General features: G+C 61.5%; 20 protein-coding genes. 11 read left to right on the forward strand and 9 right to left on the reverse strand.

Annotated elements, in window-relative coordinates; all coding sequences use genetic code 11:
* Nucleotides 1-9 precede the first annotated feature (9 nt).
* Nucleotides 10-999, reverse strand: a complete 990-nt coding sequence (locus GQX66_RS03760) for a sensor domain-containing diguanylate cyclase (RefSeq protein WP_085746294.1) — start codon at nucleotides 997-999, stop codon at nucleotides 10-12.
* Nucleotides 1,000-1,144: 145 nt separating this feature from the next.
* Nucleotides 1,145-2,329 carry a delta-9 fatty acid desaturase DesA gene (desA, locus tag GQX66_RS03765; protein ID WP_134021910.1) on the reverse strand — a complete coding sequence of 395 codons (1,185 nt, stop codon included), beginning with the start codon at nucleotides 2,327-2,329 and terminating at the stop codon, nucleotides 1,145-1,147.
* Between the two features lie 146 nt (nucleotides 2,330-2,475).
* Between desA and dibA the strand changes: the two genes are divergently transcribed.
* From dibA to GQX66_RS03795, 6 genes are all read left to right on the forward strand, one after another.
* A complete protein-coding gene (gene dibA, locus GQX66_RS03770; protein ID WP_240866566.1) occupies nucleotides 2,476-4,395 on the forward strand; it encodes a phosphodiesterase DibA in 1,920 nt (639 codons plus the stop codon).
* Nucleotides 4,396-4,585: 190 nt separating this feature from the next.
* A complete protein-coding gene (oscA, locus tag GQX66_RS03775; RefSeq protein WP_007952821.1) occupies nucleotides 4,586-4,768 on the forward strand; it encodes a sulfur starvation response protein OscA in 183 nt (60 codons plus the stop codon).
* Nucleotides 4,769-4,900: 132 nt separating this feature from the next.
* A complete protein-coding gene (locus GQX66_RS03780; RefSeq protein ID WP_085746296.1) occupies nucleotides 4,901-5,914 on the forward strand; it encodes a sulfate ABC transporter substrate-binding protein in 1,014 nt (337 codons plus the stop codon).
* 70 nt (nucleotides 5,915-5,984) lie between these two features.
* Nucleotides 5,985-6,803, forward strand: a complete 819-nt coding sequence (gene cysT / locus GQX66_RS03785) for a sulfate ABC transporter permease subunit CysT (RefSeq protein ID WP_007952818.1) — start codon at nucleotides 5,985-5,987, stop codon at nucleotides 6,801-6,803.
* A 13-nt stretch (nucleotides 6,804-6,816) separates the two neighbouring features.
* Nucleotides 6,817-7,689 carry a sulfate ABC transporter permease subunit CysW gene (gene cysW, locus GQX66_RS03790; RefSeq protein ID WP_011331905.1) on the forward strand — a complete coding sequence of 291 codons (873 nt, stop codon included), beginning with the start codon at nucleotides 6,817-6,819 and terminating at the stop codon, nucleotides 7,687-7,689.
* 3 nt (nucleotides 7,690-7,692) lie between these two features.
* On the forward strand, nucleotides 7,693-8,682 hold the full coding sequence (locus tag GQX66_RS03795) for a sulfate ABC transporter ATP-binding protein (protein ID WP_085746297.1): 990 nt from the start codon (nucleotides 7,693-7,695) through the stop codon (nucleotides 8,680-8,682).
* 123 nt (nucleotides 8,683-8,805) lie between these two features.
* On the opposite strand, the gene GQX66_RS03800 is transcribed toward GQX66_RS03795, so the two are convergent.
* Entirely contained in the window at nucleotides 8,806-9,330 is a 525-nt protein-coding gene (locus GQX66_RS03800; protein ID WP_085746298.1) for an Mpo1-like protein, read from the reverse strand.
* An 85-nt stretch (nucleotides 9,331-9,415) separates the two neighbouring features.
* Between GQX66_RS03800 and GQX66_RS03805 the strand changes: the two genes are divergently transcribed.
* Nucleotides 9,416-10,099: a Crp/Fnr family transcriptional regulator gene (locus GQX66_RS03805; protein WP_085746299.1), complete on the forward strand. Its 684-nt coding sequence runs from the start codon at nucleotides 9,416-9,418 to the stop codon at nucleotides 10,097-10,099.
* Nucleotides 10,100-10,169: 70 nt separating this feature from the next.
* Complete coding sequence (locus GQX66_RS03810; protein ID WP_085746300.1) at nucleotides 10,170-10,490, forward strand: hypothetical protein; 321 nt, start codon at nucleotides 10,170-10,172, stop codon at nucleotides 10,488-10,490.
* Nucleotides 10,491-10,614: 124 nt separating this feature from the next.
* Here the strand turns inward: GQX66_RS03810 and uraH are convergent, their stop codons facing one another.
* Nucleotides 10,615-11,025 (reverse strand): hydroxyisourate hydrolase, encoded by a 411-nt coding sequence (gene uraH, locus GQX66_RS03815; RefSeq protein WP_085746301.1) that lies wholly within the window; start codon nucleotides 11,023-11,025, stop codon nucleotides 10,615-10,617.
* A 16-nt stretch (nucleotides 11,026-11,041) separates the two neighbouring features.
* Nucleotides 11,042-11,524 carry a heme-binding protein gene (locus tag GQX66_RS03820; RefSeq protein WP_085746302.1) on the reverse strand — a complete coding sequence of 161 codons (483 nt, stop codon included), beginning with the start codon at nucleotides 11,522-11,524 and terminating at the stop codon, nucleotides 11,042-11,044.
* A gap of 136 nt (nucleotides 11,525-11,660) precedes the next feature.
* On the opposite strand from GQX66_RS03820, the gene GQX66_RS03825 reads away from it, so the two are divergent.
* Complete coding sequence (locus GQX66_RS03825; RefSeq protein ID WP_085697973.1) at nucleotides 11,661-12,341, forward strand: heavy metal response regulator transcription factor; 681 nt, start codon at nucleotides 11,661-11,663, stop codon at nucleotides 12,339-12,341.
* Nucleotides 12,331-13,716 carry a heavy metal sensor histidine kinase gene (locus GQX66_RS03830; RefSeq protein ID WP_240866579.1) on the forward strand — a complete coding sequence of 462 codons (1,386 nt, stop codon included), beginning with the start codon at nucleotides 12,331-12,333 and terminating at the stop codon, nucleotides 13,714-13,716. Before GQX66_RS03825 ends, GQX66_RS03830 begins: the two co-directional genes overlap by 11 nt.
* 131 nt (nucleotides 13,717-13,847) lie before the next feature.
* Here GQX66_RS03830 and GQX66_RS03835 read toward each other — a convergent pair whose 3' ends face one another.
* A complete protein-coding gene (locus GQX66_RS03835; protein ID WP_129973824.1) occupies nucleotides 13,848-14,852 on the reverse strand; it encodes an AraC family transcriptional regulator in 1,005 nt (334 codons plus the stop codon).
* A gap of 100 nt (nucleotides 14,853-14,952) precedes the next feature.
* On the opposite strand from GQX66_RS03835, the gene GQX66_RS03840 reads away from it, so the two are divergent.
* On the forward strand, nucleotides 14,953-16,026 hold the full coding sequence (locus GQX66_RS03840) for a fatty acid desaturase (protein WP_129973823.1): 1,074 nt from the start codon (nucleotides 14,953-14,955) through the stop codon (nucleotides 16,024-16,026).
* 222 nt (nucleotides 16,027-16,248) lie between these two features.
* Here GQX66_RS03840 and GQX66_RS03845 read toward each other — a convergent pair whose 3' ends face one another.
* From GQX66_RS03845 to GQX66_RS03855, 3 genes are read right to left on the reverse strand one after another with little or no spacing between them, the layout of a single operon-like run.
* Nucleotides 16,249-17,859, reverse strand: coding sequence for an arylsulfatase (locus GQX66_RS03845; protein WP_240866582.1), 1,611 nt, complete (start codon nucleotides 17,857-17,859; stop codon nucleotides 16,249-16,251).
* A 14-nt stretch (nucleotides 17,860-17,873) separates the two neighbouring features.
* Complete coding sequence (locus GQX66_RS03850) at nucleotides 17,874-18,689, reverse strand: ABC transporter ATP-binding protein (protein ID WP_240866585.1); 816 nt, start codon at nucleotides 18,687-18,689, stop codon at nucleotides 17,874-17,876.
* The gene (locus GQX66_RS03855; RefSeq protein ID WP_240866589.1) at nucleotides 18,686-20,284 is read right to left on the reverse strand and encodes an ABC transporter permease; all 1,599 of its coding nucleotides are present in this window, start codon (nucleotides 20,282-20,284) and stop codon (nucleotides 18,686-18,688) included. Before GQX66_RS03855 ends, GQX66_RS03850 begins: the two co-directional genes overlap by 4 nt.
* Between the last annotated feature and the right edge of the window lie 297 nt (nucleotides 20,285-20,581).

The following is a 20,581-nucleotide window of genomic DNA, read 5'->3' on the forward strand; positions in this document are numbered from 1 at the left end:
GCTCTTGAATCAGGCGGAAATGATCCGGTTCTTGCCCTGCCGTTTGGCCTCGTACATCGCCGCGTCTGCGCGGGCGAACAGGGTGTCGAGGCTTTCATCTTCCGGGGTAAGGCTGGTCAGGCCCTGGCTGACGGTGATGCCGAACGTCTGATCACCGTGGTTGAAGTTCAAGCGCTGAATTTCCCGTTGCAGCCGCTCGGCCACCTGCATCGCCATGTCCGGCGCACAGCCAGGGAAAACCGCAGCAAACTCTTCACCGCCAATCCGCCCGAACAGGTCTCCCCGGCGTAACGACGCACGACCGCATTCGGCGATTCGTTGCAGCACGTTGTCGCCTTCCGGGTGGCCGTAGGTGTCGTTGATCACTTTGAAGTCATCGATGTCCAGCAGCAGGAACGCCATTTGCGCACCTTGCAGGCGGGCTTGTTCAAATTCCCGGTGGGCGCATTCGAAGAAGTGCCGGCGATTGCTGCTCTGGGTCAGCACGTCGGTGGTGGCCAGTCGCTGGAGCTCGGTTTCCATCTGCTTCTTGTCGGTGATGTCTTCGGCGATGCCGACGATGATCACCGGTTGCCCTGGTTCCTCCTGACGGTTTATGAAGCACTTGTCGCTGATCCAGCGCACCTGGCCGTCGGCGGCGATGATCCGGTATTCGCGGTCTTCCACGGCGCCTTTGTGCAGCACTTCGGCGAGGCTGCGTTCGGCGTATTCCAGATCGTCCGGGTAGATGCTGTCGCGCCACTGGTTGTAGTCGGCCAGCAGCAGGGCGGCGGAGCGGCCGAAAATCCGTTCGTAGGCGGGGCTGACGTACAGCACCTGACGGGTTTCCCAGTTGAAGGCCCAAAGCACGGCGTTGACGCTAACCAGCAGCGAACTGAACAGCTGCTCGCGTTCGCTAAGCCGGGCGACTTCGCCCTGGGCGTGCATCAATGCCATCAGGGTTTGCGCGGCCTCGGGCCACTGGGGAGGGGATGAGTCTTTTTGATTGTTGTTGACCATCGACACGAATCTCAAAGGGCGTGCCGGGAAGTCGACAACGGCCACGGGAAAGCCCGCCGGGGGTGGCGAAGTGTCTTTGAGATAGGGGAACGGGGGTGAAGTTCCGAAGGGTGCGCCCGGGAATGGGGCGCACCGATCAACGGCATCAGACGGCTGTTGGGCGCAGCGAGTAGGTTTTCAACTGGTCGGCGAATTCACGCAAGGACTGGATGCCACTGGCCTCGGCCTCGTGTACCCATTCCTTGATGGCGGCGAGCATGTCGTGGCCATTTGCGCTGGTCTTGACCCAGATCTGCTGCAGGGCCAGACGTTTCTCGTAGATTACCTTCAGCGCCTGGCTGTGCTCGAGCATGTTCTGGATGCGCGCGTGGTGGCGATCTTCCAGCAGGCTGGTTTCTCGCGACAGCAGGCGTTTGGCCCGGTGGAACTGGTGGCGTACGGAATGATCGACCTTGGCCAGTTCCTGTTTGACCAGCGGGCCGATCACCAGCTTGCGGTACTGGGCCATGATCTGGAAGCGGTTGTTGAGGATCGCCATGGCGGTGTCCATGTCCAGGCTGCCCTTGCCTTCGACGCGGTGGGCGATCGGGGCGACCCGTTGCACCTTGGCCAGACGCAGGAAGCTGAAGACCTGGATCCACGCCCAGCCGAGGTCGAACTCCCACTTCTTGACCGACAGCTTGGCCGAGTTGGGGTAGGTGTGATGGTTGTTGTGCAGTTCTTCGCCGCCGATCAGGATGCCCCATGGCACCAGATTGGTCGCCGCGTCGCGGCATTCGAAGTTGCGGTAGCCGACGGCATGGCCGAGACCGTTGACCACGCCGGCCGCCCAGACCGGAATCCACATCATCTGGATCGCCCAGATGGTGATGCCGATGGTGCCGAACAGCAACAGGTCGACGACGGCCATGATCGCCACGCCCAGCAGCCGGTAGCGGCTGTAGAGGTTGCGCTCGATCCAGTCTTCGGGGCAGTTCTTGCCGTAGATGCGCAGGGTTTCCGGGTTCTGCGCTTCTTCGCGGTACAGCTCGGCACCTTTGCGCAGGACCGTGGACAGACCCTTGACGACCGGACTGTGCGGGTCATCTTCGGTTTCGCATTTGGCGTGGTGTTTGCGGTGGATGGCGGTCCACTCGCGGGTGTTCTGCGCCGTGGTCAGCCACAGCCAGAAACGGAAGAAATGCTTCAGCCCGGCATTCAGCTCCAGGGAGCGATGGGCCGAGTAGCGGTGCAAGTAGACCGTGACGGCAACGATCGTCACGTGGGTCATCACCAGGGTGACGGCGACCAGCGACCAGGCCGACAAGCCAAGAAAACCTTCGTACCACATAGGCTATAGGGCCCTCGATAAAGAAAAAACAGCCGTTGCATTATCACCAAGCACACAGATAAAACCAGTCGCCCTTTCAGATAAGAGATGGCTGGATGTTTCTTGACCTATAATCCCGACATTTTTGTAGGGACATGGACGGCCGAATGTCTGCCACTTACCGCGATGCCTTGCGTGCAGCGCTGCTTTACCTGGTCCTTGCCGTGGTCTGGCTGCAAGGTACTGGTTATTTATTGAACAGTTTCTTCGATAGCTCTGACGAGTTGCTGCGCTGGCAACTGATCAACGGCTACCTGTTCGTGGCGCTCAGCGCCGGGTTGATCTTCCTGGCCCGGGCGCGGCTGTTCGAATGCCTGGGCATCGGCGCCCGATTGCGTGAACGCCAGGCGGATCGCGAACGCCTGCGTCAGGCCGCTGCGGTATTCGATTGCACCCGCGAAGGCGTGCTGGTCACGGACCGGCAGGGGCTGATCGTGCACGTCAATCGCGCCTTCATGGAAATCACCGGTTATCAGCGCGAGGAAGTCATTGGCCAGCAGCCCAGCCTGTTCAAGTCCGGGCACCATCCGCCGGGGTTCTATCAGGCGATGTTCGCTTCTTTACAGGCGCGGGACGAATGGAGCGGCGAGATCTGGAACCGGCGCAAGAGTGGTGAAATCTACCCGCAATGGCAGACGATCCGGGTGATCCGCGATGAAGACGGTCGGCTCAGCCACTACGTCGCGGTGTTCTCAGACATCAGCGCGATCAAAGATTCCGAGCATGAACTCAAGCACCTGGCCCACCACGATCCGCTGACCGACCTGCCCAACCGCCTGCTGTTCAGCGATCGCGCCGAACAGGCGCTGGCATCGGCGCAGACCCACAAGCGCGGTTGCGCGCTGCTGATGATCGATCTGGACCATTTCAAACTGATCAACGACAGCCTCGGCCACAATATCGGTGACCGTCTGCTCAAAGCGGTCGCCGCACGTTTGCAGGCATTGTTCGGGCCGGGCATCACCCTGGCGCGGCTGGGCGGCGACGAGTTCGCGGTCCTGCTGGAAAGTTGTCCACAGCCGGCGCAGGCGGCGGCGCTGGCTCAGCGCATTCTCGATGCGCTCAAGGAGCCGTTCTGCCTCGACGGACATGAGCTGTTCATCAACGCCAGTCTCGGTATCAGCCTGTTTCCCAGCGATGCACTAAGCGCCGAACAGCTGTTGCGCAACGCCGATGCGGCGCTGTTCAAGGCCAAGAGCAGTGGCCGTAACGGTTACGCGCTGTACACCGAAGAACTCACGGCCCACGCCCAGCAGCGGGTCGAAATCGCCTTCGAATTACGCCGCGCGCTGGAACAGCAGGAGCTGCGGGTCTACTACCAACCGGTACACGACCTGAAAACCAGTCGCCTGATCGGCGTCGAAGCGTTGGTGCGCTGGGAGCATCCGCAGCGGGGGTTGGTATCGCCGGCGGAGTTCATCCCGATTGCCGAGCGCACCGGGCTGATCTCGGAAATCGACGCATGGGTCATGCAGCAGGCCTGCCGGCAGATGTGCCAATGGCAGCAGGCCGGGGTGGTGCTGTCGTTTGTCGCGGTGAACGTGTCGTCACGCTTGTTCGCCCGCCGCGAGTTGTACGAGCAGGTTGCACAGGTGCTGCACGAAACCGGTCTGGATCCGGCCTATCTGGAACTGGAGGTCACCGAAAGCGCGGTGATGGACGATCCGGAGGTCGCGCTGGAGCAGATGCATCGTCTGCGCGAGCTGGGCATTCGTCTGGCCATCGACGACTTCGGCACCGGTTATTCGTCGTTGCTGCGGCTCAAGCGCCTGCCGGTGCAAAAGCTCAAGATCGATCAGGGATTCGTCGCCGGCCTGCCGTGGGACGAGGACGACGCGGCGATCGTCCGGGTGATCATCGCCCTGGCCCGCAGCATGGGCATGCAGGTGCACGCCGAGGGCATCGAGCAGGCGGAACAGGCGGCGTTCCTGCTGGGCCAGGCCTGTGATCTGGGGCAGGGCTACTGGTTCGGGCGGCCGGTTCCGGAAGCGCAAATCGACTGGAATCGGGCGCCCTTGATCGGTTAAGGGCGGCCTGCGGCGGGTTTGTAGGCGGGCAAATCCGCCGCAAACCCTTGCTGCATCACATAATGTTTTCCAGTTATATAAACATTCTTAAATAGTCTTTTTAAGAATATCCAAAGCTCTCTTATATTGCTTCCACGCCGAACGCAGTGCCGCCCACTGCCAGGCATATCCCATACAAAGGAGCAGCACCATGAGCGCATCCCTGCGTAGCGTTGACGGTCAGGACGAAAGCACCATTTTGCGCGAAATCCAGAGCGCCTTGCGCGACCTGCGTTTCGGCGCGGTGGAAATCACTGTGCATAACGCCCAGGTGGTCCAGATCGAACGCAAAGAGAAATTCCGTCTGCAGCAACCGGGTAACAAACCGGCCTGATTCGTAGTCTGCGGCAGCTCCTGCGGGGAGCTGTTGGCAGAAGCTGCCACAGGCTGCGGTCGTTGAATGAGCAACCCGATTCCAGCAATCCATAAGAAAAAGCCACCACCAAGAATTCCAGGAGCTTTCACCATGTCGTCGATTCGCCGTTACGCTTTGGCCGCCCTGGCCAGTGCTGTGTTTGCCGGTTCCGCGGTTGCCAAGGATTACGAACTGCTCAACGTGTCGTATGACCCGACGCGCGAGCTGTATCAGGACTACAACGCCGAGTTCGTGAAGTACTGGCAGTCGGAGCACGCCGGCGACACCGTGAAAATCCAGCAATCCCACGGCGGTTCGGGCAAGCAGGGCCGTGCGGTGATCGATGGTCTGCGCGCCGATGTCGTGACCCTGGCCCTGGCCGGCGACATCGACGAAATCGCCAAACTCGGCAAGACCCTGCCGGCTGACTGGCAGAAGCGTCTGCCGGAAGCCAGCACCCCGTACACCTCGACCATCGTATTCCTGGTGCGCAAGGGCAACCCGAAAGGCATCAAGGACTGGGGCGATCTGATCAAGAACGACGTCTCGGTGATTACCCCGAACCCGAAAACCTCCGGCGGTGCGCGCTGGAACTTCCTCGCGGCGTGGGCCTACGGCCTGAAAGCCAACGGCGGCAACGAAGCCAAAGCCAAGGAATACGTACAGACCCTGTTCAAGCACGTTCCGGTTCTGGACACCGGTGCCCGTGGCTCGACCATCACCTTCGTCAACAACGGTCAGGGTGACGTGTTGCTGGCCTGGGAAAACGAAGCCTTCCTGGCGCTGAAAGAAGACGGCGGCAAGGACAAGTTCGACATCGTCGTGCCTTCGCTGTCGATCCTCGCCGAACCACCGGTGGCGGTGGTCGACAAGAACGCCGAGAAGAAGGGCAACGAGCAGATCGCCGAAGCCTACCTCAAGCACCTGTACAGCCCGGCCGGCCAGGAAATCGCGGCGAAGAACTTCTACCGTCCGCGTGACAAGGACGTGGCCGCCAAGTACGCCCAGCAGTTCCCGAAACTGGAGCTGGTGACCATCGACAAGGACTTCGGCGGCTGGAAAACCGCACAGCCGAAATTCTTCAACGACGGAGGCGTGTTCGACCAGATCTATCAGGCGCAGTAAGTTTCAATAGCCTAAAACGAGCCCCGGATTTATGTTCGGGGCTTTGCGCGTTCTCAAACCAAGGACTTTTATGTCGCGTCGTATCTCCCCCGTCATACCCGGCTTCGGGCTGACGCTGGGCTACACCTTGGTGTACCTCAGCCTGATTGTGCTTATCCCGCTGGCGGCGATGTTCGTCCACGCCGCCCAACTCACCTGGGATCAGTTCTGGACGATCATCTCCGCGCCCCGCGTTCTCGCCGCATTGAAGCTGAGCTTCGGCACCGCGCTGTGCGCCGCGATCATCAACGGCATCATCGGCACGTTGCTGGCCTGGGTGCTGGTGCGCTACACGTTCCCGGGACGCAAGGTGATCGACGCGATGATCGATCTGCCGTTCGCCCTGCCGACCGCCGTGGCCGGTATTGCGCTGACGGCGCTGTACACGCCGACCGGGCTGGTCGGGCAGTTCGCCGCTGACCTCGGTTTCAAGATCGCCTACACCCCGCTTGGGATCACGTTGGCGCTAACCTTCGTGACCCTGCCGTTCGTGGTGCGCACGGTGCAGCCGGTGCTGGCCGACATCCCGCGTGAAGTCGAAGAAGCCGCGGCGTGCCTCGGTGCCAAACCATTGCAGGTGTTCCGTCACATCCTGCTGCCGGCGCTGTTGCCGGCCTGGCTGACCGGTTTTGCACTGGCGTTTGCCCGTGGCGTCGGCGAGTACGGTTCGGTGATTTTCATCGCCGGCAACATGCCGATGAAAACCGAGATCCTGCCGCTGCTGATCATGGTCAAGCTCGACCAGTACGATTACACCGGCGCTACCTCCATCGGCGTGTTGATGCTGGTGGTTTCCTTCGTCCTGTTGCTGCTGATCAACTTGCTGCAGCGGCGCATCGAAACCCCATAAGGAGGCGCGAACCATGTCCCAATCGTCTATTGCGGCCGCTTCCTCGGCCAACGCCGCCCGCCGTGGCAGTGCCACTTCGCGGCGGATCCTGATCGGCCTCGGCTGGCTGATTTTCTTCCTGTTTCTGCTGCTGCCGCTGTTCATCGTGGTGTCCCAGGGATTGAAGAACGGCCTCGGCGCGTTCTTCACTGCGATCTTTGAACCGGATGCCTTGTCGGCGTTGAAACTCACCGTGATCGCGGTGCTGGTGTCGGTGCCGCTGAACCTGGTGTTCGGTGTCAGCGCCGCGTGGTGCGTGAGCAAGTACTCGTTCCGCGGCAAGAGCATGCTGGTAACGCTGATCGACCTGCCGTTTTCGGTATCGCCGGTGATCGCCGGTCTGGTCTACGTGTTGATGTTCGGCGCCCAGGGCCTGTTCGGGCCGTGGCTGCAGGATCACGACATCCAGATCGTCTTCGCCCTGCCGGGCATCGTGCTGGCGACGATCTTCGTCACTGTGCCGTTCGTGGCCCGTGAGCTGATCCCGCTGATGCAGGAACAAGGCACTCAGGAGGAGGAAGCCGCGCGTCTGCTCGGCGCCAATGGCTGGCAGATGTTCTGGCACGTGACCGTCCCCAACATCAAATGGGGCCTGATCTATGGCGTGGTGCTGTGTACTGCGCGGGCCATGGGTGAGTTCGGTGCGGTGTCGGTGGTCTCCGGGCACATTCGCGGGGTGACCAACACCTTGCCGCTGCACGTCGAGATCCTCTACAACGAATACAACCACGTGGCCGCGTTCGCCGTGGCGAGCCTGTTGCTGATCCTGGCGCTCTTCATCCTGCTGCTCAAGCAGTGGAGCGAAAACCGTATCAACCGCCTGCGCGCCAGCGCCGCGGAGGAATAATTCATGTCGATCGAAGTGCGTAACGTCAGCAAGAATTTCAATGCGTTCAAGGCGCTGGACAACATCAGCCTGGACATCCACAGCGGTGAACTGGTAGCGCTGCTCGGCCCGTCGGGCTGCGGCAAGACCACGTTGCTGCGCATTATTGCCGGTCTGGAAACTCCGGATAACGGCAACATCGTGTTCCACGGCGAAGACGTGTCCGGCCACGACGTGCGGGATCGCAATGTCGGTTTCGTGTTCCAGCACTACGCTTTGTTCCGCCACATGACGGTGTTCGACAACGTCGCGTTCGGCCTGCGCATGAAGCCGAAGAACCAGCGCCCGAGCGAAAGCCAGATCGCAACCAAGGTTCACGAGCTGCTGAACATGGTGCAACTGGACTGGCTGTCGGATCGTTATCCGGAGCAACTGTCCGGCGGCCAGCGTCAGCGTATCGCCCTGGCCCGCGCCTTGGCGGTGGAGCCGAAAGTGCTGCTGCTCGATGAGCCGTTCGGCGCCCTCGACGCCAAGGTGCGTAAAGAGCTGCGCCGCTGGCTGGCGCGCCTGCACGAAGACATCAACCTGACCTCGGTGTTCGTGACCCACGACCAGGAAGAGGCGATGGAAGTGGCCGACCGCATCGTGGTGATGAACAAGGGTGTGATCGAGCAGATCGGTTCACCGGGCGATGTCTACGAAAACCCGGCCAGCGATTTCGTCTATCACTTCCTCGGCGATTCGAACCGCCTGCATCTGGGCGATGACAATCACGTGCTGTTCCGTCCGCACGAAGTATCGCTGTCGCGGCATGAGCTGGAGGATCACCACGCCGCTGAAGTCCGCGATATCCGGCCGCTGGGCGCGACCACGCGGGTGACGTTGAAGGTTGAGGGGCAGAGCGATCTGATCGAGGCGGAGGTGGTGAAGGACCACGACAGCCTGACCGGTTTGGCGAAAGGTGAGACGTTGTTCTTCAAGCCGAAGGTCTGGCAGAAAATCGCCAGCCTTTGATCTCGCTCGTTCCCACGCTCTGCGTGGGAACGCCGCTATGGACGCTCCGCGTCCACTGTGACGCGGAGCGTCACGGGATTCATTCCCACGCAGAGCGTGGCAACGAGCGAGCCGGGCAGTGGTTCAGACAGCCGCACGATTCGGATTGACCCGCACCACACCCGCCCGCGCCTCGATCTGCTCTTTCAGCTCATGCCGCATCCCGAGCATGAACGCCAGCTCGGCCACCACAAACAGCGGCCCGACAATCAACCCGCTCAAGTCATCCACAAACGCCGGTTTGCGCCCTTCATAGTGGTGCCCGACAAACTGGATCACCCAACCAATCACGAACATCGCCAGACCGCTGCTGAGCCAGACCATGGTGCTCTGCTGCGCGAGGGCATGCCCGGCCCAGACCGACAGCCCCATCAGTACGGTCATCAGAACCCCGAGCTTCAGCTCCAGACGCAGGTAAAACCACGCCGAAGCAAGGGCAGCGATCACCGCCGGGGAAATCCACAATCCGCCCACCGACCATTCCGGCCGCGACAACAGCACGGCTACCGCCACCACAATCAGCGGAATCCCGATAAAGTGGCTGGCGATGTTGCGCGGGTCACGGTGGTAAGCGGCGTATTGACTCAAATGATCGACGAGGCTTTTCATTGTTGTTCCTCCTGTAGGGTGATCGAATCATGCCCCGGGTTCACGGCTCGCTCTGTCAGGCAGGCGACAATCTTTAGGAGAACGCATGGATAAGGTCTGGCGCGAGCGCCTGCTGACCGGGCAATGGTTCAGTCATCTGCCTTCGTCCTTTCAGGATAGTCTGCTGGCAGCGGCCCGGGAGCGGCGGCTGGCGGCGGGGCAGCGCTTGTTCCAGCGCGGCGATGCGCCGTGCGGGCTGTACGCGGTGCTCGATGGTGCGGTGCGCATCAGCGCGGTCAGCGAGCAGGGCAAGGAGGCGTTGCTGAGCCTGGTGGAGGCGCCGCACTGGTTCGGTGAAATCTGCCTGTTCGACGGCCAGCCCCGCACCCACGATGCCTACGCGGTCGGGCCTTGCACCCTGCTGAACATTCCCCAGGCCACGCTGCTTAAACTGCTCGACGAACAGCCCGTCTACTGGCGCCATCTGGCCTTGCTGATGAGCCACAAATTGCGCCTGACCTTCATCAACCTCGAACAGCTGAGCCTGCTGCCGGCCCCGGCGCGTCTGGCTCATCGCCTGCTGATGATCGCCGAAGGCTACGGCGAACTGGATCCGCCACGCCGGGTGCTGCAACTGCCCCAGGAGCAGTTGGCGTCGATGCTGTCGCTGTCGCGGCAGACCACCAACCAGATCCTCAAGGACCTGAAAGATCAGGGAATTATTGGTCTCGGCTATGGGGAAATCGAGATTCTGGACATGGAAAAACTGCGTGCCACCTGTCAGATCTGACAGTGGTGGGCTCCTATTGGGCGGTGTACAACAAGTGTGTCAAATACGACCGCCCAAGGAGTTGGAACCGATGAACAGTAAAGCTACCGGCACCGCTGATTACTCTAACCTCCCTATCAATAAAAGCGTCCCGGCACCAGTCGTTGTCAAACCCCAAGGTGACGTCAACAACCCGGTTGAATTTTCGGGTACTGGTCTGGCTGGGTGGTGGGTATGGATCATGAAAGTTCCGATTGATGGTGACTCGTTTGCTTCAACTCAAGTCGGCCCGGATGGTATTTGGTCTGTGAAAGAGAAACTGCTTGCAGCTGAATATGAGGCTTTCGCTGTGCAGACGGATAATCGTGAAAGGTCTGATTGGAGCCCGTTTTTCAAGTTCAAGGTCGAATAAGGACGCACCAGCCGCAAGCTGATTTCCAACCCTGCCGCACTGGGACGGTTAGTGAAGTAGAAAGCCCCTGAACATTCAACATTGCTGTCGATGGGCAGGGGCTTTTTTGAGGAGTCTGTTTGAGTTACGAACCGCGATAAGTGGAGAAACCATACGGGCTCAGCAGCAACGGAATGTGATAGTGCTGATCCGTCTGCTTCACTTGAAAGATCACCGGAATCTCCGGAAAAAACGTCTCGTGCTTCGTCTTCTCGAAGTACTCGCCTGTCTTGAATACCACCCGATATTCACCCGCCTCGAACGTTTTGTTCGCCGGGAACAGTTCGGCGATCCGCCCCTGTTCATTGGTGGTGCCCTGCGCCAGCGGCTGCCAGTCCTGGCCGACATGGCGCTCCAGCGTCACGTTGATGCCCGGCGATGGCAGGCCGTTTTCCAGATTGAGTACATGCACGCTCAGCGGATTGCCGGCGGCCAGCGCCAGGCTCGAAAAAGCGCTCAGGCCGAGCGCGGCAAAAGTCATGCGCAGTGGGGTCATGGTGATGCTCCTGGGTTCAAATACGGTTGATGGAAAGGCCGACGATGTCGGCAGCCTTGATCGCGCAGTTCTCGTCTTGCTCGCCGCCGCCGGAACCGGCCACGCCCATGGCGCCGACCAGTTCCTTGCCAGCGAACAGAGGGATGCCGCCGCCGAGCAAAAGCAGCTCGTCGAGGGTGTTGAGGTTGGCGGTTTCCGGGTTGCTGCGGGCGCGCTCGGCGAACAACCGGGTCGGAGTTTTCGTCGACAGCGCGGTGTAGGCCTTGCGTTGGCTGGCGACGGTGTTGTGCGGGCCGATACCGTCGCCGCGCAAGGTCACCAACAGGTTGCCGCCACGGTCGAGCACCGATACCGTGCCGGTGCAGCTTTCCAGCGCTGTGTCGGCCAGCAGCCGTGCGGTTTTCAGATCGAGATCGGCGTGACGGGGTAGCTCAGGCGCGGCGATTGCGGCAGTGCCGAGGCCGATTGCCAGGCTGGCAACCAAGTATTTAGCGGACATGGGCAGGCTCCAGAAGCGAAGGCCGCCACCTTATCCGCCGGTCCCCGTCGAAACCTCGTCAGCCGGATTACAAGTTTGTAATGGGCAACGGCGGCGAAGGGGCCTAGCCTGTGCCTCTGATCAATCGAGGTGTGCCATGCGTTTGCTGGTCGTAGAAGATGAAGCCAAAACTGCGAATTTCCTCGCCAAAGGGCTGGGCGAGTCGGGTTTTGCCGTGGATGTGGCGCTCAATGGTCTCGACGGGCGCTACTTCATCGAGCAGCAGGAATATGACCTGATCATCCTCGACGTGATGTTGCCGGGCCTCAACGGCTGGCAATTGCTGCAGTTGATCCGCCAGCGCGGCGCCACGCCGGTGCTGTTCCTGACGGCGAAGGACGCTATCGAAGACCGCGTGCGTGGCCTCGAACTGGGGGCGGATGACTATTTGCTCAAGCCATTCGCCTTCGCCGAACTGCTGGCGCGGGTGCGCACGTTGTTGCGGCGCGGGCCGATGCGCGAGGCCGAGTCGTACAGCATCGCCGACCTGGAAATCGACGTGCTGCGCCGCCGGGTCAGCCGTGGCGGCCAGCGCATCGCCCTGACCAACAAGGAATTCGCCCTCCTGCATTTGCTCGCCAGCCGACAGGGTGAAGTGCTGTCGCGCACGCTGATTGCTTCGCAGGTGTGGAACCTGAATTTCGACAGCGACACCAACATGGTCGAAGTCGCGGTGCGCCGGCTGCGTTCGAAAGTCGATGATCCGTACATGCCCAAACTGATCCACACCGTGCGCGGGGTCGGCTATCAACTCGAAGCGCCCGACGATGCGCGCTAGATCCATCGCTTGGCGCCTGGCCCTGGCGTTCGCCGCCGTCTGTGCGTTGGTGCTCAGCGCGATTGGCGTGTTCCTGTATCGCTCGCTGGCCTCGGAAATCGCCTGGCGCGACGACATGGCGTTGCTCGGTCGTTTGGAACAGGTGCGCGCGCTGCTCGCCGACAGCGACAGCCTCGACGCCTTGCAGGCGCGGCCACGGCTGTACCAGAACATGCTCGGCAATCTCGACAGTCTGCTGCTGGTGCAACGCGCGGACGGCTCGAATGTGATCACGATCAACCCTCGCCAACGCGCACTGCCGTCCGTGCAGGCCATCCCCCGGGATCAACCGCCGCAACGCCGCGATGTGCTGACCTGGCAGGCAACGGACGGTGTCGAGCTGGCCTTGTTGTCAGGTCAGGCCCAAGGCCCGAACGGCGAAGCGCTGACCGTGATCGCCGGCAAGGTTCTGAGCGAGCGCGAGCAGATGCTCGGCAGCTATCGCCTGCGCTTGTATCTGGCCGTCGGCCTGGGTGCCGTGCTCGCCTTCACGCTGGGCCTGGTGCTGTTGCGCCGTGGTTTGCGGCCTCTGCGCAAGCTGAGTGAAGCGCTGCGCGGCATCGACCTGCGCAGCCTCGACCAACGCGTCCCCACCGCCGGCACGCCAGCGGAATTGCTGGAGCCGGTGCACGCGCTGAACGGCATGCTGGTGCGGCTGGACGACGGCTTCCAGCGCCTCTCACAGTTTTCCGCCGACCTCGCCCATGAAATCCGCACGCCGCTGCACACCTTGCTCGCAAGCAACGGCCAGGCACTGAATTATCCGCGCAGCAGCACCGAGTATCAGGAAGTGCTGGCGTCGAACATGGAAGAGTTCGAACGGCTCAAGCGCATGGCCGAAAACCTGATGTTTCTCGCCCGCGCAGAGCAGGCTGAGCGGGCGCTCGATCTGCGCACGCTGGAACTGCACGAAATCGGCGATGAGTTGTGCGACTACTTCGAAGCCCTGGCCGATGACCGGGAAATCCGCCTCGAAAACACGTTCAGCGGAGAGTTGCTGGCGGATCAGCAACTGCTGCAACGCGCCTTGGGCAATCTGTTGGCCAACGCCGTACGCCATGCCGATGCCGGCTCGGTCATCAGCCTGCGCCGACGCGATGAGCCAGGCCTGTGCTGGCTGCAAGTGCACAACCTCGGCCCGGTCATCGCGGGTGAGCATCTGGGCAAACTGTTCGACCGCTTCTACCGCGTCGACCCGTCCCGCGCGGAGCCGGGAGATTCCGGCGGATTGGGACTGGCGATCGTGCAGTCGATCATGCAGTTGCATGGGGGCCGGGTGCGGGTCAGCAGTGATGCAACGGGTACGGTTTTTGAGCTTGGATTTGCAGCGATCTGAATGGCTTCTTCGCGGGCAAGCCCGCTCCCACAGTAGTCGAGGTGTGACGCGGATTTTTGTACGCCCCAATCCTTGTGGGAGCGGGCTTGCCCGCGAAGAGGCTGGTCGATTCAGAACAAATTCCAACCCCTTCAGCGCAACTGATCCCGAAACTGCCCCGGCGTCATCCCGGTCCAGCGTTTGAACGCGCGGCTGAAGCTGCTGGTATCGGCAAATCCCAACAGATAACTGACCTCGCTCAGCGAGCATTGCGGATCGCGCAGGTGCAGCAGCGCGAGGTTCTCGCGGCTTTCATTCAGCAGGGTGTCGAAGCGACAACCCTCGTCCGCCAGGTGCCGTTGCAGGCTGCGCAGGCTCAGGTGCAGGGCCTGGGCGATGCGTTCAGCGCTGGGTTCGCCTTCGGGCAGTTGTTCTTCGATGGCGTCGCGCACCTTGCGCTCCCAGGTCAGCGGCTTGAGTTGGGCGAGGGTGCGTTTGAGCACTGCTTCGTTGTGCTCGGCCAGTTCAGGGTTGGCGTCGTCGAGGTGACTGTCGAAGTCGGCGAGGGCGAATTCGATGCGGTCTTCTTCGGCGGAAAAATGCACCGGCGAGCGGAACACCTTGTGCCACTGATGCGCATCGGCCGGCTCCGGGCGGCGCAGGTACACCGCCAGTGGTGCGTAGTCGCGACCCAGGCGATTGCGGCAGGTGCGCACGTAGATCGCGGCAAACGCGTCGATGGCCTCGAAGGCGGGCGCCGGGTTGTCGGCCGGAATTTTCAGGCGAAACCGATAGCGGTCTTCGGTGCGGGTCAGCTCCAGTTCCAGCGCGTCGCTGACCACCTGGTGATAACGCACGATCCGCTCGAACACTTCCCGCAGGCTGCCGCTGGCCACTAACGCATAGCCCAGTGCGTGAAAGGTGGTGGGGCTGACGAACCGCGACACCCGCAAGCCGATTGCCGGATCGCCGCTGACCTGCACCGCGATTTCCCACAGACGCGTGGTGGCGGACAACGGATAGCGGGCGTTCGGGTCGTCCATCAGTTGCGGATCGAGCCCGGCCTGCTGACACAGGGCAGTGCTGTCCAGCCCCAGCGCGTCGAGTTGCTTGCGCAGGGCACGGGTCCAGCTAGCGAGAGAAGTCGGTTCCTTCATGCTGATTGGCGCTTCCGGTCAACAGGTTGGCGTTCTCGGCTACCGCGTTTGGAGTCCGCGCGGGGCAGGATGCGAACATCAATAACCAGAGGATGGAAGCATGGACCGTACTTCTGCAAGTCCCCAGCGACACAATGCTGCCCAGCGATCAGCGCATATTCGCGAAGTGGTGCTGGCCAAGGGCGTGGAACTGCGCGAGCGCTACCCGATTCTCAAGCATCAGGATGCACTCGGCGCCGGGATTCTCGCCTTTGCTCTGGCCGGAATGATCGGTTCGGCGGCGCTGTATATCAGCGGGCACCTGGCGTGGTGGGTATGCCTGTTGCTCAACGCGTTTTTCGCTTCGCTGACCCACGAACTCGAACACGACCTGATCCACAGCATGTATTTCCGCAAACAGCGCGTGCCGCACAACCTGATGATGGGCCTGGTATGGCTGGCGCGGCCGAGCACGATCAACCCGTGGATCCGCCGCCATCTGCACCTCAATCATCACAAGGTGTCCGGTACCGAAACCGACATGGAAGAACGGGCGATCACCAATGGCGAGCCTTGGGGTTTCGCGCGGTTGCTGATGGTCGGCGACAACGTGATGTCGGCGTTCATCCGCATGCTGCGGGCCAAGACCTGGGCGCACAAGTTCAGCATCATCAAACGCACTTTGAAGGTCTACGCGCCGCTGGCGCTGGTGCATTGGGGGGCGTGGTATGTGTTTCTCGGGTTCCATGGGGCCAATGGCATCGCCTACCTGATGGGCTCGCCGATCGAATGGTCGGCGACCACGTTGTCGGTGATGCAGGTGATCGACATCGCCGCCGTGGTGATCATTGGCCCGAACGTATTGCGCACTTTCTGCCTGCACTTCATCAGTTCGAACATGCATTACTACGGGGATGTGGAGCCGGGTAATGTGCTTCAGCAATGTCAGGTGCTGAATCCTTGGTGGCTGTGGCCTTTGCAGGCGTTCTGCTTCAATTTCGGCAGCAGTCACGGGATTCATCATTTCGTGGTGAGGGAGCCGTTTTACATTCGCCAGTTGACGGTGCCGGTGGCGCATAAGGTGATGCGGGAGATGGGGGTTCGGTTCAACGATTTCGGGACGTTTGGGCGGGCGAACAGGTTTGTTCGCAAGGAAAATGAAGGGTTGGCGGGTAAGGCGATCGAGGTGAACTGACTTTGTGTTTTCGGCTGGAGATCCAGCCCTCACCCTAACCCTCTCCCGGGGGGAGAGGGGACTGATTGGGGGATATTGGGGAAGTACGCCGACGTGAACGAACTGTTCTGAATCCATAGTCGACTGGTTTTTTCAGGTCGATGTATAGCGAAAGACACCTCGGTAGGCTCCCTCTCCCTCCGGGAGAGGGCTGGGGTGAGGGCAGCTCTTGATCTTGCCACCTCAATCCGGCTGAAACGGCGACTCACTCAAAATCACCCCGGTCTCCTCCACATACCGCTGCCAATGCTCGATCAGCGCCTCAAGCTTCTGCGGCTGACTCGACGCCAGGTCATGAATCTCCCCCGGATCACTCCCCAGGTCGTAAAGCTGCCAGGTCGCCGGCCCGACTGGACCGGGGATCCACACCGCCTTCCACTGCCCCTGCCGAATCGCCCGGCGCCCGAACAATTCCCAACCGGTAACGGTGTGTTCGTCATGCACCTGCGCCGTCTCGCCAGACAAAAAGCCCAGCCACGATTTACCACGCAACTGTGCCACCGGTTTGCCGTGCCATTGCTTGCCGGGATGGCGCACGCCAGCCAGATCGAGGATGGTCGGCGTGATGTCCATCACCGTGCCGAAACCATGGCTGATCTGCCCCTTCAGCGGCAGTTGCGGATAGTGCAACAGTGCCGGAACGCGAATCCCGCCCTCGGTGGTGAACGCCTTGAACAGGCGCGACGGCGCGGTGGCCACCTGCGCCCAGTTCGGCCCGTACCAGACGTAGGAGTTGGCGCGTCCGATGTTGTCGAGGCTGTTGTCGTAATGCTGGCTCAGATAGGTCACCAGCTCCGGGCCGAATTTCGGGAAGGCCTCCAGCAGCGCGCCTTCGGCACCGTTGTCGGACATGAACAGGATGAAGGTGTTGTCGAGCTGGCCCTGCTGGCGCAGATAGTCGACGACGCGGCCGATGTTCCAGTCCATGCGCTCGACCATCGCCGCGTAGACCTCCATCGCCCGGGCGGAAATGCGTTTTTGTTCATCGCTCAGCGCGTCCCATTGCGCGGTCAGCTGGATCAGCGGATGCGGCTCGACATCCGGCTCGATCAGCCCCAGCGATTTGAGTTTTTCCAGACGCTCGAGGCGCAGCACTTCCGGCCCCGCGTCGTAGCGGCCGCGATATTTTTCGACGATGTCGGCGGGCGCCTGCAACGGCCAGTGCGGCGCGGAAAACGGCAGATAGGCGAAGAACGGCCGGCTCTGGTCACGCTCCTTGAGGTACTGCAACAGCTTGTCGCCGAAGGCGTCGGAGGAATAGAAATCCTTGGGCAATTCGTCGATGAACGTGTCGTCCTCGATGTACAGCGCCGGGGTGGATTTCAGCAGGCCGGGCGTGTGTTCATCGTAGGTCGGTTCGAATCCGTAGTGGTTGGCCGCGCCGGGCAGCAGCGAGAACGAGCGCTCGAAACCACGGGCGTGGGGCGCCAGTTCGGCAGTCAGGCCCAAGTGCCATTTGCCGCTCATCAAGGTCTGGTAACCGGCCTCGCGCAGCAACTCCGGCAACGCGACGACACGATCGTTGAGATAGCCTTCGTAACCCGGTTTGCCGATAAGCTCCGGGGTCAGCGCTTCGGCCATGGTGCCGATGCCGGCGATGTGGTGATCGGTGCCGGTGAGCAGCATCGAGCGGGTCGGCGAGCAGGTTGGTGCAGTGTGAAAATCGGTCAGGCGCAGGCCATTGTTGGCCAGGGCATCGAGGTTCGGCGTGGTGATTTCGCCGCCGAACGCGCCGATGTCGGAGAAGCCGAGGTCATCGGCCAGAATCACCAGAAAGTTGGGACGTTGCGGCATCAACAGGCTCCTGTTCAGCAGGCAATGAACGACAACGGCAGATCACGGATCTGTACCGGCACGCTCGGTTGGTAATGGTCGTCACTGGTCAGCTCGTGCAGCAGTTCTTCGCGCAACTGATGGAAGTCGAAACTGCTGCGTTGGCGCGGATGGGGCAGGGCGATGTCCACCACTTGTTTGATCCGGCCGGGGCGCGGTTCCATCACCACCACGCGGTCGGCGAGGAAAATCGCTTCCTCGACATCGTGGGTGACCAGAATCGTGGTGATCTTTGCCCGCTCGCGAATCGCCAGCAGTTCGTCCTGCATCTGCTGGCGGGTCAGCGCATCGAGGGCGCCGAAGGGTTCGTCGAGCAACAGGATCCGTGGGCTCGCCACCAGACCGCGAGCAATCGCCACGCGCTGGGCCATGCCGCCGGAGAGTTGATGCGGGTAGGCGCGGGTGAAGTCGCGCAGGCCCACCAGTTCGATGAAATCGTTGACGCGTTGCTGCTTTTCAGCGGCGCTCAGCGGCTCGTTGACCAGGCCCAGGCCGATGTTGTCGGCTACGGTCAGCCACGGGAACAAACGGTGCTCCTGAAACACGATGCCGCGCTCGCCGCCGATGCCGCTGACGGCTTTGCCATCGACCGTGATCTGCCCGCGAAACTGCGTGTCGAGGCCCACCAGCAAACGCAGCAGGGTGGATTTGCCGCAGCCGCTGGAGCCGACGATGGCGACGAATTCGCCCTCGGCGATGTCGAGGTTGAATTCGCGAATCGCCTCCAGTTCGAAACCGTCGACGTCAAAGGATTTGCCTACATGGTTGAAGCTGACAATCGGTGCGTTCATGCGTGTCTCCAGCGGGTGGCGCGGATTTCCAGGCGTTGGCCAATGAGGTTGAGCAGGGCGCCGGTGAGGCCGACCAGGAGCATCCCGGCCATGATCAGGTCCATGCGCAGCAGTTGTTGGGCGCCGATCATCTGGCTGCCGATGCCGCCGTTGGACGGCATGAAGTATTCGGCGCCGATGGTGCCGAGCCAGGCGTAGATCAGGCTCAGGCGCAAGCCGGCGAAAATCCCCGGCGCGGCGCCCGGCAATACCAGTCGACGCAGGCGCTGGCCGAGGCTCAGGCGCAGGACCTGCGCGGCTTCGTTGAGTTGTGGCGAGAGGTTGGCGACGCTGCGTTGAGTCGCGACAAACAATGGAAAGAAAGCGGCGAGGGCGACGAACACCCACTTCGCCAGTTCGCCTAGACCGAACCAGGCGGTGAGCAGCGGCACCCAGGCGAAAATCGCGATCTGGCGCAGGGCGGCGAGGGTCGGGCCGAGCACGCGTTCGCTGGTGCGCGACAGACCCAGCAGCAAACCCAGCACGAGGCCGAGGCCGCCGCCAATCAACAGACCACCTAGTGTGCGGCCCAGGCTCAGGGCCATGCCCGAGATCAACGTGCCGTCGAGCAATCCGTTTTTCGTCGCCTCAAGCACCACCCACGGACTGACCAGAATGTTGGCATCGATCCATTGCTGATCGACCGCCAGTTGCCACAGCGCAAACAGCGCCAGCGGCAGCAGCCACGGCTGTACGCGTTGCCAGCCTTCGTAGCGTGGGCCGCGACGGATTTCTGCCGTGGCCGGGTGCGGCCAGTGCACCAGTTTTTTGTCCAGCAGACCGATGCCGCGATCCATCGCCACGCCGATCAGGCCGATTACGACGATGCACACGAAGACGATGTCGAGCATGAACAGCTGTCGCGCCCAGACCATCAGGTAACCGATGCCTTCGCTGGAGGCCAGCAGCTCGACGGCAAGCAATGAAGTCCAGCCAGCGGCGAGCGCCAAGCGTACGCCGGCCATGAATGCGGGGAGGGCGGCGGGCAGCACCAGACGACGGATCAACAGTCGTGGCGGCAAACGTAAAACAGCGGCGGCTTCACGCAATTTGGGTTGCGCATCACGCACGCCGACCAGCGTGTGCAGGGTTACCGGCACCACGATGGCCTTGACCAGCACCACCAGTTTCAGCGTTTCGCCGATGCCGAAAAACACCATGAACAACGGAATCCACGCCAGCGTCGGCACCTGGGCCAGGCCGGCGAATGTCGGGAAGATCAGGCGCTCGAGGCGGCGGCTGAAGCCCAGCGCCGCACCGAGCACTGCGCCGGCGCTAACACCCGCCAGCAGTCCCCAGAACAACCGTTGCAGGCTGATCCACAAATGACTCCACAACTCGCCCTGGGACAGTTCGATCGCGCTGCTCCACACCAGTGACGGCGCGGGCAGGATCTGTTCGCTCATCCATTGATTGCGCGCCGCCAGCCACCACAGGGCGAACAGTCCGAGCGGTAATATCCAGGGTAAAACGCGGTGGCTCAGGCTTGGCCAGGTGCGCCGGCTTTTCAACGGCGGTGCGGCCAGTGGCAGGCTGAGCAGGGATTCACGGGCCATGGGTGACCTCCGTTGTCGGGTTGGATCGAGTCAGCGGAATTAGCTAAAAACCAATTGTTATAAGTGAGTTAGAAAATAATCATTTTGGAGATAAGCAGCGCCATTTAAGGCCTCCAGCCCTGCGCGCATCCAATGCATTCGAAGAATATTTTCGATGCTCTCCATGCATACGGCTCTGCATGTCCCGACTTTGCTGGCTTAGCTTGAAAAGCTATAAAAATGTGCTTTTTAAGTATTTAAGCGCTGATACGGATTGCGCCTACTTTCGGCTCCTCAATGCCCGCCGTGATCAGGAGC

This window comes from Pseudomonas sp. B707, assembly GCF_022496685.1.
Taxonomy (GTDB): Bacteria; Pseudomonadota; Gammaproteobacteria; order Pseudomonadales; family Pseudomonadaceae; genus Aquipseudomonas; species Aquipseudomonas paraglycinae.